The following is a 14,933-nucleotide window of genomic DNA, read 5'->3' on the forward strand; positions in this document are numbered from 1 at the left end:
CCACGGTGGATGTCCTGCGATAACGTCGCTCAGGCGGGATAGATGCCGAGGAAGTGCTGCAGATATTCCGACAGGATCATCGACGGCACCAGCAGCACCAGCGTCAGCGCGCCGACCATCAGCGCGTGATCGTGGCAGATCATCCTGAGGATGCGCGCCAGCACAAAGACCTGCGCCAGCATGAAGGCGAGCAGCAGCAACGAGACGAGGCCGACGGCGCCCGGCAGGAAGAACACCAGCGCCAGCAGCAGGCCGTTGATATAGGAGAGCGGCACGCCGAGCCAGTTGACGCTGACGACGACCGGGGCGAAGCGTTCGCCCATGCGGAAGGCAAGCAGCAGCAGTCCCGCAAAGACCAGCGGCACGATCCAGTTGGCGATTTCGACGAGGCCGAGCCTGATAAAGAAGGCAAAGGTGACATCGGCTTCCGGCGGCATCGAGCGCAGGAAGGCCTGTCGCCACCAGAGCCAGGAAATGCCCATCGGCGGCAGGCACCAGACCATCGCCCAGAACGAGCGGTTGACGCCGCGCTCCGACAGATCGAGGAAGCGGAAGCCGCGCGGATCCATCCGGATCAGCAGCCAGAGGCCGGCCAGATAATATTGGACTTCCCTAAGACCCGGCATGCGCGAACCAGCGGTCGATGAAGGTCTCGTAGATCGCCGTCAGCGTCTCCAGATCGGCAACGGCGACGCGCTCGTCGACCATGTGCATCGTCTGACCGACCAGGCCGAACTCGACGACCGGGCAATAATCCTTGATGAAGCGCGCATCCGACGTGCCGCCGGTGGTCGAAAGCACCGGCGAGCGGCCGGCCCCGCTTTCGATGGCCGAAGACAGCGAGGCGATCAAAGCATTGTTGCGCGTCAGGAAGACGTGGCTCGGCCGGTCGGCCCAGACGATATCGTATTTCACCGGCTCCCGGCCCGGACGCAGCTGGCCGTTGCCGGCGGCCGCATCGAGCCGCCGCAGAATTTCCGCACGCAGCGTGTCGACGGTCCAGCTGTCGTTGAAGCGAATGTTGAAGCTTGCCGATGCCTTTGCCGGAATGACGTTGGTGGCTGGATTGCCGACGTCGACCGTCGTCACCTCGAGGTTCGACGGCTGGAAATCGTCGGTGCCGCCGTCGAAGGGCGGATCCATCAGCGCCTGCGTCAGCTGGACGATGCCGCGCACAGGATTGTCGGCAAGGTGCGGATAGGCCGCGTGACCCTGCACGCCGTGCACGGTGATCCGGCCGGACAGCGAGCCGCGCCGGCCGATCTTGATCATGTCGCCGAGCCTGTCGGGATTTGTCGGTTCACCGACCAGGCAGGCGTCCCAGCGCTCGCCGCGTTCCGTGGCCCATTGCAGCAGCTTGACGGTGCCGTTGATCGCCGGGCCTTCTTCGTCGCCGGTGATCAGCAGGGAAATCGAGCCCGCCGGCGGGCCGTTCTTCTCGATATGGCGGGCGACGGCGGCGACGAAACAGGCAATGCCGCCCTTCATGTCGACGGCGCCGCGGCCGAAGAGCTCGCCCTTTGCTATCTCGGCGGCAAAAGGCGGATGTGTCCAGGCGGCTTCGTCGCCGACCGGCACCACATCCGTATGGCCGGCAAACATCAGGTGCGGGCCGTCGCGGCCGAGGCGGGCATAGAGGTTCTCGATGTCGGCTGTGCCCTCTTCGCGTGCCGTCACCTTGTCGACCGTGAAGCCGAGCGGCGTGAGCATGGCGTCGAGCGCCGTGAGCGCGCCGCCTTCGGCGGGCGTCACGGACGGGCAGCGAATCAATGTCTGGAGATTGGCGACGGGGTCGGTAGCGGTCATGGCGGTCGAACTATCCGGCGGGAATGGCAAAGACATGGCGAGGCGGGGCCGCCTCGCCGTAAAAAGACGCCGTCTGTTTACCGGATCAATGTCCCGGTGTCATCAATCTCTGAGCAGCTCGTTGATGCCGGTCTTGGAGCGGGTCTGTTCGTCGACCCGCTTGACGATGACGGCGCAATAGAGATGCGGTGCCGGCAGGCCATTTGCCATCGTCGCGTTGGCCGAGGCCATCGAACCGGCGACGACGACGGAATAGGGCGGCACTTCGCCGTACATGACCTCGCCGGTGGCGCGGTCGACGATCTTGGTCGACTTGCCGATATAAACGCCCATGCCGAGCACGGAACCTTCACGGATGATGCAGCCCTCGACCACTTCGGAGCGGGCGCCGATGAAGCAATTGTCCTCGATGATCGTCGGGCCGGCCTGCATCGGCTCCAGCACGCCGCCGATGCCGACGCCGCCGGAGAGATGCACATGTTTGCCGATCTGTGCGCAGGAACCGACCGTCGCCCAGGTATCGACCATTGTGCCTTCGCCGACATAGGCGCCGAGATTGACGAAGGATGGCATCAGGATGGCATTCGCAGCGATATAGGCCGAGCGGCGCACGACGCAGTTGGGAACGGCGCGGAAGCCGGCGGCGCGGAATTGATTCTCGCCCCAGTTCTCGAACTTCGAGGGAACCTTGTCCCACCAGGTGGAATTGCCCGAGCCGCCCTTGACCACCTCCATGTCATTGAGGCGGAAGGACAGCAGCACCGCCTTCTTCAGCCATTGATTGACCGTCCAGACGCCGTCGGCACCGCGTTCGGCGACACGTGCCTTGCCTTCATCGAGCAGGTTGAGCGCTGCTTCGACCGCATCGCGAACCTCGCCTTTCGTCGACATGTTCACATTATCACGATTGTCGAAGGCGGCTTCGATGGTCTTTTCGAGGGATGCGAGGTCGGTGGCGCTCATGGGAATTCCTTAAACTTCGATCTTTATCGTGGAGACGGCGCAGTCTCCGGAATTGCGGTTGGCGGGATTGCGTCCTGCTCTACAGCATGCGCCCGTGGAATGGAATTATTTTTCGGGCAGGATCGATCTGGTTTCAAGGCGTTATCGCGACATATCCGGCACTAAGGCCGGCAGTACTGAAAGGCATTTCGACATGGCGAAGGGACGAAACGGCGGTTCGAGGCGCAAGGATGGCGTATGGGATCCGCTGAAAAGCAGTTCGACCGACAGGCAGCGGGCTCAGGCCGTGCCGAAGACGCCCCAGACGACGTCGCCGGCCTATCGCCTTGCCTATGTCGACGAGGATTTCCTCTGCCGCGAGGAATTGCGGCCAATCCGCCTTCAGCTGGAACTCTTGAAGACCGAGATGATGCTGACGGAGCGTGGCATCCGCTCGACCGTCGTCATGTTCGGCGGCGCCCGCATTCCCGCCCCCGGCCAGAGCGCCTGGGCGGCGCGCAACGACATCCAGCGCGCCAATCTGGAAGCGGCGTCCGTCTATTATGACGAGGCGCGGAAATTCGCCCGGCTCTGCTCGAAATATTCGGCGAGCTTCGATTTCCAGGAATATGTCATTGTCACCGGCGGCGGTCCCGGCGTGATGGAGGCGGGCAATCGCGGCGCGGCCGACGAGGGCGCCCCCTCGATCGGCCTCAACATCGTGCTGCCGCACGAGCAGGCGCCGAACGCCTATGTGACGCCGGAGCTCAGCTTCAACTTCCACTATTTCGCCATTCGCAAGATGCATTTCATGGTGCGCGCCAAGGCAATCGCGGTCTTTCCCGGCGGTTTCGGCACGCTCGACGAATTCTTCGAATGCCTGACGCTGATCCAGACCGGGCGCATGGAGCGCCTGCCGCTGATCCTGTTCGGCGAGGCCTTCTGGCGGCGCATCATCAATTTCGAGGCATTGGCCGAATTCGGCACGATCGCGCCCGATGACGTCAAGCTGATCAGCTTTGTCGACACCGCCGACGCCGCCTGGAAGATCGTCCAGGATTTCTACGAGCACTAAGCAGAGGACCACGCGTCGTAACTATGGTCTTTCCCCGCCGGAGCGGGGAAAGAGGGCAATGGTTCGGCGAGCCTTACAGGAGCGGCCGGTCCGGCATGTCGTCGATCGAGATGACGCCGTCCTTGTTGCGGTCCATGCGGGTGAACAGCTTGTCAAAGGCGGCGACCGCTTCCTGTTTGGAGATCTGGCCGTTCTCATCGGTGTCGACCCGGCGCATCATCATCGAGGCGCGCATGAAGCTGCCGCCATGGCGCATCCAGTGATGGCCGTCATGCTCGTCGCGGGCCGCCCGCCCAGCCTCGTCGTCCGGCATGTCGGGCGCTGCGTTCGCGTCCTTGTCGTCGCCAGCTTCCTGCTTGTGCTGATCTTTCATCGCCTGCAGCTGCGTCTGCCGGTACTGGCGGATTTCCCCTGGAGTCAGCGAGCCGTCCTTGTTGGTGTCGATCGCGGCGAAGACCTTGTCGAGGCCGCTGGTCGCTTCCTCCTTGGAGACCTTTCCGTCCTTATTCGCGTCGAACTCCTTGAGCATGCGGACATAGGTGATTTCCAGGAAGGCGTCGCGGCCCGGACCGTCCATGCCGGCATGATGCGGACGCGGCCCGTTGCCGGGTGCGGCAAAGCTTGTTCCGGCGGCTGCGCCGAAAACGAGGACGGAGGAGAGCGCTGCCAGTATCAGCTTGTTGCGGTACATCGTGTTTCCCTTTCGTAAGGCGTCCCTTGACGAAAGAGGCTATGGCAGCGGGCTGAAAAGACCCAGTTAAACATCGGTAAGCTGGGTGAAACTTTGGTAAGGTGACCGGTAGAGCTCTAGCCGCCGGATCCGGTCACCTTGCCGAGAAATGCAACGAGATCGTCGGTGACGAAATCGATGTGATCCTCCTCGCCGCTGGTCTTTTCCCACCACTCGACGACCGTCTCTTCCAGATTGCGCGGCACGAGCAGAACGGTCTGCATGCCGAGCGCTTTCGGCACCGTCAGATTGCGCGGCAGATCCTCGAACATCGCCGCCTTGCCGGTGTCGACGCGTTTCAGCGCCGCAAACTTGTCATAGGTCGCCTGCGCCGGTTTCGGCACGTAATCGGCGGCGACAATGTCGAAGATATCGTCGAAATGCTCGAGAATGCCGAGCGCTCCTGCGGTCATCTCCGCATGTTTGACGCTGCCGTTGGTGAAGATGAATTTACGCCCCGGCAGCGCCTTGATCGCCTGCCCGAGTTCCGGCTGCGGCATCAGCGCCGAATAGTCGATGGCATGCGCCTTTTCGAGAAAGTCGTTCGGATCGATGCCGTGATGGATCATCAGACCCTGCAGCGTCGTCCCGTGCTCGAGATAATATTGCTTCTGCAGCTTGCGCGCCTCTTCCCGCTCCATCTGTAAGAGTGCGGCGACATAGGAAGTCATGTTCCGGTCGATCTGCGCGAAGAGATTGACATGATGCGGATAGAGCGTGTTGTCGAGGTCGAAAACCCAGTCGGTAACGTGGTCGAAATCGGCTTTTTCGGGGGTGCGGTCGATCTTTGTCATGCGGTCTTATGGCATGGCTGCCGTGGGAAACCAAAGGCTTTTGCTCAAGTGTCCGGTTTCCCGCCGCCTTCTTAAAAATGCCGCCAGATTTTCACAACTTTAAAGAGATTCTGGCGGAATATCGCCATGGATCGCTGGTGACTTTCTGCCTGCGTCAGACAGGGGGACCCGCAAGGGTGAAGTCGCATGAAGATCGTTCTGATCAATCCGCCGCATACCGCGATCGGCAGCCGTATTCCCGATGATCACCTTCCACCGCTCGGCCTTCTCTCTGTCGCAGGCCCGCTGATCGATGGCGGTCACGATGTCAGCCTCATCGATGCAGAGTTCGGACCGATGACGATTGTGGACATCGTCAACCGGATCACGGCCAACGGCCCGGATCTGGTGCTGATCGGCCATTCCGGCTCGACGTCGGCCCATCCGACTGCCCGCGCGATCGCAGAAGCGGTCAAGCGCAGCGATCCCGCGATCCGCATCGTCTATGGCGGTGTCTTCCCCACCTACCATTGGCGGGAGGTGCTGGCCGAGACCGAGGCATTCGACATTCTCGTGCGCGGGGAGGGCGAGGAAACGATGCGGCGCCTCGCCGAGGCGCTCGCCGCCAATCGCCCGCTTGATGCCGTTGCCGGCATCGCCTATCGCGATGGCGACGGCGAAATCCAAGCAACCCGGCCGGCGCAGGCGATCGCCGATCTCGATGGCTATCGCATCGGCTGGGAACTGATCGACCATGCCCGCTACAGCTATTGGGGTGGCAAGCGGGCGGTCGTGATGCAGTTCTCCCGCGGCTGTCCGCATCTTTGCAATTATTGCGGCCAGCGCGGCTTCTGGACCCGCTGGCGTCACCGCTCGCCGGAGCTGTTTGCCCGCGAGATCGCCAGGCTCTATCGCGAACAGGGTGTCGAGCTCATCAATCTTGCCGACGAGAACCCGACCTCGTCGCGCAAGGCCTGGCTGGCATTCCTCGAAGCGATGATTGCCGAGAACGTGCCGGTGCAGATCGTCGGCTCGACGCGCGCGGATGATATCGTCCGCGACGCCGATATCCTGCACCTCTATCGCAAGGCCGGCGTCGTGCGCTGGCTGCTCGGTATGGAAAACACCGATGAGGCAACCCTGGCGCTGATCAAGAAGGGCGGAGCCAAAACGACCGACAGGGAGGCAATCCGGCTCCTGCGCCAGCACGATATCCTCTCGATGGCGACCTGGGTCGTCGGCTTCGAAGAGGAGAAGCTCAGCGACCTCTGGCGCGGCTTCCGGCAATTGCTCTCCTACGATCCCGATCAGATCCAGGCGCTTTACGTCACCCCGCATCGCTGGACATCCTTCTTCCGTATCGCCCGCGACAGGCAGGTGATCGAGACCGATATCCGCAAATGGGATTACAAGCATCAAGTCTTGAAGATGCGGTACCTCCATCCGTTGGCGCTGGTCGCCTGCGTCAAGCTCATCGAGGTGGCGGTCCAGGCGCGGCCGAAGGCGCTGATGCGCGTCCTCTTCCATCGCGACCGCGAGCAGCGTCATTCGATGCGCTGGTACACTGAGATGGGCCGCCGCGTCTGGTTTCATGAGGTTTTCGAATTTCTTTTCCGCCGCCGCCACCTGAAGAATGGCCCAACGCTCGAGAATTTCTGGGGCGCGCCACAGGATGCCGAGGAGGAGTCGATGCTGCGCCCGCAACGGCATCTAAAGAGCCTCGACGCGGCGGAATAAAATAGACGCCTGATTTTCGGCGGACGCAGCCGGCGCGGGGTGCTAGAAAACGGAAATGCTGTTCGAACGCCCCGATGACGATACGCTCTATGACGCCCTGATCGCGCGCAGCGCCGATTATGAGGGCCAGGCCTATGTCTGCGTCAAGACGACCGGCGTCTTCTGCCGGCTGACCTGTCCGGCGCGCAAGCCGAAGCGGGAAAACACCCTGTTCTTCGAGACGATCGCCGCCTGCATGCATTCCGGTTTTCGTCCCTGCCGGCGCTGCAGGCCACTGGAACAGCCGGGCCGGGAGCCGATCGTCGACGCCTTGCTCGCCCGGCTCGAGGAGGAGCCGGAGGTCCGCTGGAGCGAAGACGAGCTCGTTCGCCGCGGCCATGATCCCTCGACCGTGCGCCGCGCTTTCAAGCGGGCGCTCGGCATGACCTTCCACGATATCGTCCGTTACATCAGGCTCGGCGAAGCGGCCAGGCAACTCGCTGCCGGGGCGCGTGTCATCGATGCGCAGATCGACGCCGGCTACGAATCGCCAAGTGGCTTTCGCGCGGCTTTCCAGCGGCTCGTCGGCAAGGCGCCGGCGCTTTCGCAGAACCGCGAACTGCTCTTTGCCGATTGGTTCGACACCCCGCTCGGGCCGATGATCGCGGTTGCCGACAAGACGCATCTGCATCTTCTCGAATTTCACGATCGCAAGGCCCTGCCGGCAGAGCTCAAAGCACTGCAGAAACGTGTCCGCTCCTCGGTTGCGATCCGCCGCACCCCGGTCATCGATCAGATCGAGGCGGAGATCCGCGACTATTTCGAGGGCCGGCTCGGCGTCTTCCGGACGCCGTTGGCGCTCGGCGGCACGCCCTTCGAAAAACATGTCTGGGCAAAGCTGATGGAAATCCCCGTCGGTCAGACGCGGGCCTATGGCGATCTAGCCAGGGAGATGGAACGGCCGGAGGTGGTGCGCGCCGTCGGCCGCGCCAATGGCGCCAACCAGCTGGCCATCATCGTGCCCTGTCATCGTGTCCTCGGCGCGGATGGGTCGCTGACCGGCTACGGTGGCGGCCTCTGGCGCAAGCAATGGCTGCTGCGCCATGAAGAGAAGATCAGCACAGAAACAAAGATGGAGGAGACAGCATGAACCAGACTGAAAAGGCCCGAGCATTCCACGCGCTTCATCAGAAGGGCAATCCGATCGTCCTTTACAATATCTGGGATGCCGGCACGGCGAAGGCGGTGGCGGAAGCCGGCGCCAAGGCGCTGGCGACAGGAAGCTGGTCGGTCGCCGCGGCCCACGGTTTTGCCGATGGCGAGAAGCTGCCGATGTCGGTGCTGGTGGAGACGGCGAAATCCATCGCCGACTTTGTCGACCTGCCGCTTTCGGTCGATTTCGAAGGCGCCTATTCGGCGGAGCCCGAGCGTGCGGCGGCCAACGTCGCCAGGCTGATCGAGTTCGGCGCCGTCGGCATCAATTTCGAAGATCGGGTCGTTGCCGGCGAGGGGCTCTATCCCATCGAAAGCCAGGCGGCCCGCATCCGCGCCATTCGCGCCATGGCCGATGGCAGGGACATGCCCTTCTTCATCAACGCCCGCACCGACCTCTTCCTGGCCGAGAGCGATCTTGCCAAACATGCCGGTCTGGTGGACGAGGCGATCGAGCGGGGCAGGGCCTATGCCGCCGCCGGCGGCAACGGCTTCTTCGTGCCCGGCCTGATTGATCCCGGTCTGATCGAAAAGATCTGCGCGGCATCGTCGCTGCCGGTCAATATCATGATGCGGGCAGGCGCCCCCGATGTGAAAACCCTGGCAAAGCTCGGCGTCGGCCGCATCAGCTATGGCCCGGGGCCTTACCGGTCGATGATGGAAAAACTGAAGCAGGAGGCGGCAGCGATTTATAGCCTGCTCTGACGCCGCTATGTCAGAGGGCCGCAGCCGGATGCAAGGCTGCGGCCCTTAGAATAGGATGATTTAAGGCCGGGGTCGGCCCTAAATCTGAATCCTGTTCTAAATTAGAGAGTTAGAGCATGATGTCGTGCGAAAACCGCTCACACTTTTCGGCATCATGCTCTAGATGACATCCTGCTCCGCTCAGGAGTGGAAACGCAGATTGCCCCGCGTCAGTTGGTCGATCGAAGTGCAGCCCATCAGCTTCATGTCGCGTTCGATCTCGGTGCGGATCGTCTCCAGCGCCCGTTCGACGCCGGGCTGTCCGGCGGCGGCAAGCGGGAAGAGATAGTAGCGGCCGAGCCCGACGGCCTTCGCCCCCAGCGACAAGGCTTTCAGAACATGTGTTCCCCGCTGCACGCCGCCATCCATCATCACGTCGATCCGGTCGCCGACCGCATCGACGATTTCGGCGAGCTGGTCGAAAGCGCTGCGCGAACCGTCGAGCTGGCGGCCGCCATGATTGGACAGCACGATGCCGGTGCAGCCGATGTCGACGGCGCGTTTGGCGTCCTCGACCGACATGATGCCCTTCAGGCAGAAATGGCCGCCCCAGGCGCGCACCATCTCCGCCACGTCGTCCCACGACATCGAGGGATCGAGCATTTCGGTGAAGTAACGGCTTATCGACAACGCCCCGCCATCCATCTTGACGTGATTTTCGAGCTGCGGCAGAGCGAAGCGCTCATGCGTCAGCCAGCCGATCGCCCAGGAGGGCTTGATCGCAAACTGCGTCACACCGGCGAGATTGAGCTTGAACGGAATGGCAAAACCGGTGCGCTTGTCGCGCTCGCGGTTGCCGCCGGTGATGCTGTCGACCGTCAGCATCATCGCCTGCACGCCGGCATTTTTCGCTCGCGCCATCATTTCGTGGTTCAGCCCGCGGTCCTTATGGAAATAGAACTGATAGACCTGAGGCCCGTCGCTGATCTGCCTGGCCTCCTCCAGGCTGATCGTGCCGAGTGAGGAGACGCCGAACATCGTGCCGTGTTTTGCCGCTGCCGCCGCGACCGCCCGTTCACCCTGGTGGTGAAACAGCCGCTGCAGCGCCGTCGGCGAGCAATAGACCGGCATGGCGAGCTTCTGCCCCATGACCGTCACCGACATGTCGACCTCGGCCACCCCGCGCAAAACATTGGGCACCAGATCGCAAGCCTCGAAGGCCGCGGTATTGCGCCGATAGGTCACCTCATCATCGGCGGCCCCGTCGATATAATCGAAGATCGGCCCGGGAAGCCGCCGTTTGGCCATGCGCCGGAAATCGTGAAAATTATAGCAGTCTGTAAGGCGCATCTGTTTGCTCGACCCGTTAAGTTCTCGGGGCGCAACCTAAAGCACGATTCGAAATCTTGCCAAGTCTAGATCGTGCGATTTGCGACCTGTCGGATGGATATTGCGGCTTGGTGGGTTTGCAGGAGGATAATGATCCGCGGCGTCCTCGACGCACCTCATCCATAGGCTGCCGTCTCTCTCCAGCCTGTGCCTCGGCGCGGCATCCTCCGACATCCCTCATCCTGAAGGTGCGTAGCCCGCAGGGCGAAGCCTCGAAGGACACGCCGCAGCATCGCTCCTTGCACGCATCGACCGCCAGCGCACCCGCCCCGCCCTTCGAGGCCCCTCCGGGGCACCTCAGGGTGAGGCTCTCTTGAATGCCGGCGATATATTCGATCAGGGAACGATCAGCGTGCCGATGCCGTGTTCGGTGAAGATCTCGAGCAGGACGGAATGGGCGGTCTTGCCGTTCAGGATGACGACGCCCTGGACGCCGGCCTTGATCGCGTCGATGCAGGTCTCGACTTTCGGGATCATGCCGCCGGAGATCGTGCCGTCGGCGATCAGGGCATGCGCTTCGGCGACGGAAAGCTCCTTGATGAGTTGGCCGTTCTTGTCGAGAACGCCGGGCACATCGGTCAGGAACAGCAGCCGGGTGGCGTTCAGCGCCCCGGCAATGGCGCCGGCGAAGGTGTCGGCGTTGATATTATAGGTCGCGCCGTCGCGGCCAGGGGCGACCGGGGCGATGACCGGGATCATTTCCGAGCGGGCAAGCAGATCGAGCAGCGTGCGGTCGACCTCGACCACCTCGCCGACGAAACCAAGGTCGAGCACGCGCTCGATGTTGGAATCTGGATCCTTGATGGTCTTGCGCGCCTTTTCGGCGAAGACCATGTTGCCGTCCTTGCCGCAAAGGCCGATCGCCCATTCGCCGGTCTGGTTGATCAGCGCGACGATCTCCTTGTTGATCGAGCCGGCAAGCACCATCTCGACGATCTCGACCGTCTTTTGGTCGGTGACACGCAGCCCGCCCTCGAATTTCGATTCGATGCCCATCTTGTTCAGCATGGCGCCGATCTGCGGGCCGCCGCCGTGAACGACGATCGGGTTGACGCCCGACTGCTTCAGAAGCGCGATATCGCTGGCAAAGGCCTTGCCGAGCTCGGGATTGCCCATGGCGTGACCGCCGTATTTCACCACGATCGTCTTGTTCTCATAACGCTGCATGAAGGGCAGCGCCTGGGCGAGAAGACGTGCCTGGATTTCGCTTTCGGACTCGTTCATGGGAACCCCGCAGGAATTGATCGCGGCCTTTTATCGCAAGTTTCTGACAGAGGGAATAATCCAGAACGCAATAGTTTTTCGTATGTGGCGCAAAGACCGGGCAATTCGGCCCGGCCGTCCCGCGCAAGCACAATATGAGGAACGGCATGCAAGGCGATGAGATCAAGCAGCTGATCGGCCGCGTCGCGCTCGGCGACCGCACGGCATTCGTTGCCCTCTACAACCAGACCGCACCGAAACTTTTAGCCATCTGCCTGCGTATCTTGAAGGACCGGGGGGAAGCCGAGGAAGCGCTGCAGGAGGTCTATATCAGCATCTGGCAGCGCGCCCGCAGCTTCCAGGCGGCCTCGGGCTCATCCTCGGCATGGCTTTCGGCAATTGCCCGCAACCGGTCGATCGATCTGCTGCGCGCGCGCAAGCCCGTCGCCGACGAACTCGACAGCGCTTACGATCTTGCCGATGCCGCGCCAGACCCGGAAAGGCAGACAGTGACGAAGGATGAAGGAAGGCGGATTGACACCTGCATGGAAGAGTTGGAAGCTGATCGTGCGGTCGCCGTGAAACGGGCTTATGTCGAAGGGCTGAGCTATCAGGAACTGGCCGATCAGTTTGGCGTTCCGCTGAACACGATGCGGACCTGGCTCAGGCGCAGCCTCTTGAAACTGAGAGAGTGCATGGAACGATGACATCGCCCGATAAAAGCAAGGGAGACCGCTCCCGAGACGAGGTTCTCGCCGGCGAATATGTTTTGGGCGTGCTGTCGCTGCAGGATCGCCGGGTGGTGGAAGAGCGCATGCGCCACGATCGCCCATTTGCGGCGATCGTCAGCCGCTGGGAAGCCAATCTCTCCGCCTTCAACGACGAATATGACGGTGTTGCGCCGAACCGGGAAACCTTCAAGCAGATCGAGTCCCGCCTGTTCGGTGACGCCGGCAAGCCCGCCTCCTTCTCGCAGGGACTGTGGAATTCGGCGGTCTTCTGGCGCTCGCTGGCCTTCGCCTGCATCGTCGTCGCCGTCAGCGCCGTCATCTTCGCCTCCGGCGTGGTGCCGCAGCCCGAGGGGCCGACACCGCTGGTGGCCGAGCTTTCGGGTGAAAACAACGCGATCAATCTCCGCGCCTCCTACGAGCTGCAAAGCGGCCGGCTGAAGATCGTGCCGGTCGCTGCCGGCAAGCCGGAGGAGAAATCGCTGGAGCTTTGGCTCGTGCCGGGCAGCGGCCTACCGAAGTCGCTCGGCGTCTTCCAGCCCGGCGAAAGCGGCGAGCTCGTCATTCCCGCCGAACTGCGCAGCCATGTCACGGATGGCGCAACCCTTGCTGTCAGCCTCGAACCCTTCGGCGGCTCGCCGACCGGACAGGCGACCGGCCCGATCGTCGCAAGCGGCACCGTGCGCCGGCCATAATCAGGCGCCGGCCGTAAATCATTTTCTCCTGTCTGAAACTCTTCGGCGCGAACCTCCGTAGTTCGACATATCCGGACGACGCTCAGGCATAAGGCCCCGCGGATGGTGTCCGGTGAGGAGAAAATCATGATCAAGTCCCTGTTGCGCGGTTTCGCGCTCGCCACCGTCCTGTCCGCTGCCGCCTTTGCCGCCGCCAAGAACCCGATCGTTGGCGGCGCCGCGATGTTCGACAGCAAGAACATCATCGAAAATGCCATGAATTCCAAGGATCACACGACGCTGGTTGCTGCCGTCAAGGCCGCCGGCCTGGTCGGCACACTCGAGGGCAAAGGCCCCTTCACCGTCTTTGCGCCGACCAACGAAGCTTTCGCGGCGCTGCCGAAAGGCACCGTCGAGACGCTGCTGAAGCCGGAAAACAAGGCGACGCTGACCAAGGTTCTGACCTGCCATGTCGTGGCTGCCGACGCGATGGCCAAGACCGTCGCCAAGATGATCAAGGCTGACGGCGGCGAACACGACATCAAGACCGTCGGCGGCTGCGTCATCAGAGCCCGGCAAGACATGGGCAAGATCACCCTGACCGACGAAAACGGCGATGTCGCACATGTGACGATCGCCGACGTCAAACAGTCGAACGGCGTCATCCACGTCGTCGACAAGGTGCTGCTGCCGAAAATGTAAGTGTGTGGCAGAGGGCGCGCTCTTCGGGCGCGCCCCAAACGACTGGGAGATGGCGCCAAGCGTCTGGCATTTCCGCGAATGGAGCGCCGGCGCCGCTGACATGGCTATTGAGCCGCTTCGATCCTTGGGAAAACGAGCGAGACACTCATGCCGGTGCCGGGGGAAGAGCTGACTTCGACCTCGGCGTGGGCGTTCTGCTTCAGGGACTGGATGATCATGGCGCTCAGTTTTCCGGGGTTCGGCCAAGGAACATTCTCAGGAAGGCCGACCCCATTATCGGCGACGGTGATCCTGCATCCGGTGTCGCTGACGACACAGCGCAGCGTGATCTCTCCGCCATCCCGCCCTACGAAGGCATGCTTGAATGTATTCGTCAGGAGCTCGTTGATAACGAGACCGGCAGGCATCGCCACGTTCACGGAAACCGGCCAGGTGTCCACCTTCATGTCGAGCCGGATGCCTTCCACAGCGTGGGCGGCCATGACCGAGGCGGCGATCTGGCTCACATAACTGCCGAGATCGATCGTCGCGCCTTTCTCTTCGTCCGACAGTGCACGGTAGAGCAGAGCCAAGGCTTCGATTCGCCCTGCAAGTCGTGCAAACCGTTCGCTCTCCTCGTTCTTTTGAGCATTACGCGCCTCCATTCGGATCAGCGCCGTTATCATCTGCAGATTGTTCTTCACGCGATGCTGTAGTTCTCGCAGAAGGACATCCTTCTCGGCCAGCAGCTCGCTGAAGCTCTGGCCACCCGTCACCTCATTGCGGGCAGCAAAGGCGACCAGACGGAAAAGCGGGACGTCATCATCGTTGACGATCGTGTTCGACCACACGTCGATAATCAAATTGCCTTCGGGTTCTGCCACGAGCGAGAAGGCGCCAATATATTCCTCCGCCGTGGTCACCGCGGCCGTAAGCGTTGCCTCGCTGGAGACTGCAGTGCAATTCACCTCGATGTCCGTCCAGCGTTTTCCCTCCACCTGTCCGGCGGTCAGCGCTGTCAGCCGTTCGAATTCGAGGTTTACGTAAACTAGCTTCTCAAAGGTGCCGAGCTCGGAGACCGCCACTGCAAACGGGACATGATCGAGAAAGTGTCGAAACCGGTCGTCGTCGAGGGCTTCGGCAAGATGGGGGAGGTTGCCGACGCCTTGTGGCGAAAGGACTTCGTCTTTGCTGTCAGTCATGGATGATTTCTCGCGGACGCCGCTGCTCTTCAACAGCATGAGATCAAGCGTTGCTCCAAAATCTGCGGTGGCACAAGCATAATCGAGGTCGCACGTCCAAGCAGCTGGCGTTCAAATG

15 protein-coding genes are annotated in these 14,933 nt (G+C 62.2%); 7 read left to right on the plus strand and 8 right to left on the minus strand.

From position 1 onward, the window contains the following. Positions 1-29: 29 nt before the first annotated feature. From AMC88_RS02260 to dapD, 3 genes are all read right to left on the minus strand, one after another. Positions 30-626 (minus strand): hypothetical protein, encoded by a 597-nt coding sequence (locus tag AMC88_RS02260; protein ID WP_037143027.1) that lies wholly within the window; start codon positions 624-626, stop codon positions 30-32. Continuing rightward, entirely contained in the window at positions 613-1,806 is a 1,194-nt protein-coding gene (gene dapE / locus AMC88_RS02265) for a succinyl-diaminopimelate desuccinylase (protein WP_064824756.1), read from the minus strand. The genes AMC88_RS02260 and dapE overlap by 14 nt, the downstream gene beginning before the upstream one ends. Positions 1,807-1,908: 102 nt before the next feature. Further along, positions 1,909-2,769, minus strand: a complete 861-nt coding sequence (gene dapD, locus AMC88_RS02270) for a 2,3,4,5-tetrahydropyridine-2,6-dicarboxylate N-succinyltransferase (protein ID WP_012482446.1) — start codon at positions 2,767-2,769, stop codon at positions 1,909-1,911. A gap of 193 nt (positions 2,770-2,962) precedes the next feature. Between dapD and AMC88_RS02275 the strand changes: the two genes are divergently transcribed. Beyond that, positions 2,963-3,823, plus strand: a complete 861-nt coding sequence (locus AMC88_RS02275) for an LOG family protein (protein WP_041683827.1) — start codon at positions 2,963-2,965, stop codon at positions 3,821-3,823. 73 nt (positions 3,824-3,896) lie between these two features. Here the strand turns inward: AMC88_RS02275 and AMC88_RS02280 are convergent, their stop codons facing one another. Beyond that, positions 3,897-4,514: an EF-hand domain-containing protein gene (locus AMC88_RS02280; RefSeq protein ID WP_012482448.1), complete on the minus strand. Its 618-nt coding sequence runs from the start codon at positions 4,512-4,514 to the stop codon at positions 3,897-3,899. A gap of 116 nt (positions 4,515-4,630) precedes the next feature. Then, a complete protein-coding gene (locus tag AMC88_RS02285; protein WP_012482449.1) occupies positions 4,631-5,347 on the minus strand; it encodes a pyrimidine 5'-nucleotidase in 717 nt (238 codons plus the stop codon). 186 nt (positions 5,348-5,533) lie between these two features. Between AMC88_RS02285 and bchE the strand changes: the two genes are divergently transcribed. The 3 genes from bchE to AMC88_RS02300 are packed head-to-tail and all read left to right on the plus strand — an operon-like array spanning position 5,534 to position 8,959. Next, a complete protein-coding gene (gene bchE / locus AMC88_RS02290) occupies positions 5,534-7,063 on the plus strand; it encodes a magnesium-protoporphyrin IX monomethyl ester anaerobic oxidative cyclase (RefSeq protein WP_012482450.1) in 1,530 nt (509 codons plus the stop codon). 55 nt (positions 7,064-7,118) lie between these two features. Next, entirely contained in the window at positions 7,119-8,192 is a 1,074-nt protein-coding gene (locus AMC88_RS02295; protein WP_064824757.1) for a bifunctional transcriptional activator/DNA repair enzyme AdaA, read from the plus strand. Next, on the plus strand, positions 8,189-8,959 hold the full coding sequence (locus AMC88_RS02300) for an isocitrate lyase/PEP mutase family protein (RefSeq protein WP_012482452.1): 771 nt from the start codon (positions 8,189-8,191) through the stop codon (positions 8,957-8,959). Before AMC88_RS02295 ends, AMC88_RS02300 begins: the two co-directional genes overlap by 4 nt. Positions 8,960-9,139: 180 nt before the next feature. Here the strand turns inward: AMC88_RS02300 and AMC88_RS02305 are convergent, their stop codons facing one another. Together AMC88_RS02305 and argB are read right to left on the minus strand one after the other, a co-directional pair. Then, positions 9,140-10,288, minus strand: coding sequence for an alpha-hydroxy acid oxidase (locus AMC88_RS02305; RefSeq protein WP_012482453.1), 1,149 nt, complete (start codon positions 10,286-10,288; stop codon positions 9,140-9,142). Between the two features lie 375 nt (positions 10,289-10,663). Continuing rightward, positions 10,664-11,551, minus strand: a complete 888-nt coding sequence (gene argB, locus AMC88_RS02310; RefSeq protein WP_012482454.1) for an acetylglutamate kinase — start codon at positions 11,549-11,551, stop codon at positions 10,664-10,666. Positions 11,552-11,697: 146 nt separating this feature from the next. Here argB and AMC88_RS02315 point away from each other — a divergent pair, with 146 nt between their 5' ends. The 3 genes from AMC88_RS02315 to AMC88_RS02325 all read left to right on the plus strand — a co-directional run bounded on the left by AMC88_RS02315 (position 11,698) and on the right by AMC88_RS02325 (position 13,634). Beyond that, a complete protein-coding gene (locus AMC88_RS02315) occupies positions 11,698-12,237 on the plus strand; it encodes a sigma-70 family RNA polymerase sigma factor (RefSeq protein WP_012482455.1) in 540 nt (179 codons plus the stop codon). Further along, positions 12,234-12,953 carry an anti-sigma factor gene (locus tag AMC88_RS02320; RefSeq protein ID WP_012482456.1) on the plus strand — a complete coding sequence of 240 codons (720 nt, stop codon included), beginning with the start codon at positions 12,234-12,236 and terminating at the stop codon, positions 12,951-12,953. The genes AMC88_RS02315 and AMC88_RS02320 overlap by 4 nt, the downstream gene beginning before the upstream one ends. Positions 12,954-13,079: 126 nt before the next feature. Then, positions 13,080-13,634, plus strand: a complete 555-nt coding sequence (locus AMC88_RS02325) for a fasciclin domain-containing protein (protein WP_037143050.1) — start codon at positions 13,080-13,082, stop codon at positions 13,632-13,634. Between the two features lie 104 nt (positions 13,635-13,738). Here AMC88_RS02325 and AMC88_RS02330 read toward each other — a convergent pair whose 3' ends face one another. After that, entirely contained in the window at positions 13,739-14,815 is a 1,077-nt protein-coding gene (locus AMC88_RS02330) for a sensor histidine kinase (RefSeq protein ID WP_012482458.1), read from the minus strand. Positions 14,816-14,933: the final 118 nt, after the last annotated feature.

Origin of the sequence: Rhizobium phaseoli (genome assembly GCF_001664385.1) — a bacterium.
Lineage (GTDB): Bacteria > Pseudomonadota > Alphaproteobacteria > Rhizobiales > Rhizobiaceae > Rhizobium > Rhizobium phaseoli.

What these genes read in the sequence shown, in the direction of transcription:
- AMC88_RS02285 (WP_012482449.1), bottom strand. Translation starts at nt 5,347, where the DNA reads ATGACAAAGATCGACCGCACCCCCGAAAAAGCCGATTTCGACCACGTT.
- AMC88_RS02260 (WP_037143027.1), bottom strand. Translation starts at nt 626, where the DNA reads ATGCCGGGTCTTAGGGAAGTCCAATATTATCTGGCCGGCCTCTGGCTG.
- bchE (WP_012482450.1), top strand. Translation starts at nt 5,534, where the DNA reads ATGAAGATCGTTCTGATCAATCCGCCGCATACCGCGATCGGCAGCCGT.
- dapD (WP_012482446.1), bottom strand. Translation starts at nt 2,769, where the DNA reads ATGAGCGCCACCGACCTCGCATCCCTCGAAAAGACCATCGAAGCCGCC.
- AMC88_RS02300 (WP_012482452.1), top strand. Translation starts at nt 8,189, where the DNA reads ATGAACCAGACTGAAAAGGCCCGAGCATTCCACGCGCTTCATCAGAAG.
- AMC88_RS02280 (WP_012482448.1), bottom strand. Translation starts at nt 4,514, where the DNA reads ATGTACCGCAACAAGCTGATACTGGCAGCGCTCTCCTCCGTCCTCGTT.
- AMC88_RS02315 (WP_012482455.1), top strand. Translation starts at nt 11,698, where the DNA reads ATGCAAGGCGATGAGATCAAGCAGCTGATCGGCCGCGTCGCGCTCGGC.
- AMC88_RS02325 (WP_037143050.1), top strand. Translation starts at nt 13,080, where the DNA reads ATGATCAAGTCCCTGTTGCGCGGTTTCGCGCTCGCCACCGTCCTGTCC.
- AMC88_RS02330 (WP_012482458.1), bottom strand. Translation starts at nt 14,815, where the DNA reads ATGACTGACAGCAAAGACGAAGTCCTTTCGCCACAAGGCGTCGGCAAC.
- AMC88_RS02320 (WP_012482456.1), top strand. Translation starts at nt 12,234, where the DNA reads ATGACATCGCCCGATAAAAGCAAGGGAGACCGCTCCCGAGACGAGGTT.
- AMC88_RS02295 (WP_064824757.1), top strand. Translation starts at nt 7,119, where the DNA reads ATGCTGTTCGAACGCCCCGATGACGATACGCTCTATGACGCCCTGATC.
- argB (WP_012482454.1), bottom strand. Translation starts at nt 11,551, where the DNA reads ATGAACGAGTCCGAAAGCGAAATCCAGGCACGTCTTCTCGCCCAGGCG.
- AMC88_RS02305 (WP_012482453.1), bottom strand. Translation starts at nt 10,288, where the DNA reads ATGCGCCTTACAGACTGCTATAATTTTCACGATTTCCGGCGCATGGCC.
- dapE (WP_064824756.1), bottom strand. Translation starts at nt 1,806, where the DNA reads ATGACCGCTACCGACCCCGTCGCCAATCTCCAGACATTGATTCGCTGC.
- AMC88_RS02275 (WP_041683827.1), top strand. Translation starts at nt 2,963, where the DNA reads ATGGCGAAGGGACGAAACGGCGGTTCGAGGCGCAAGGATGGCGTATGG.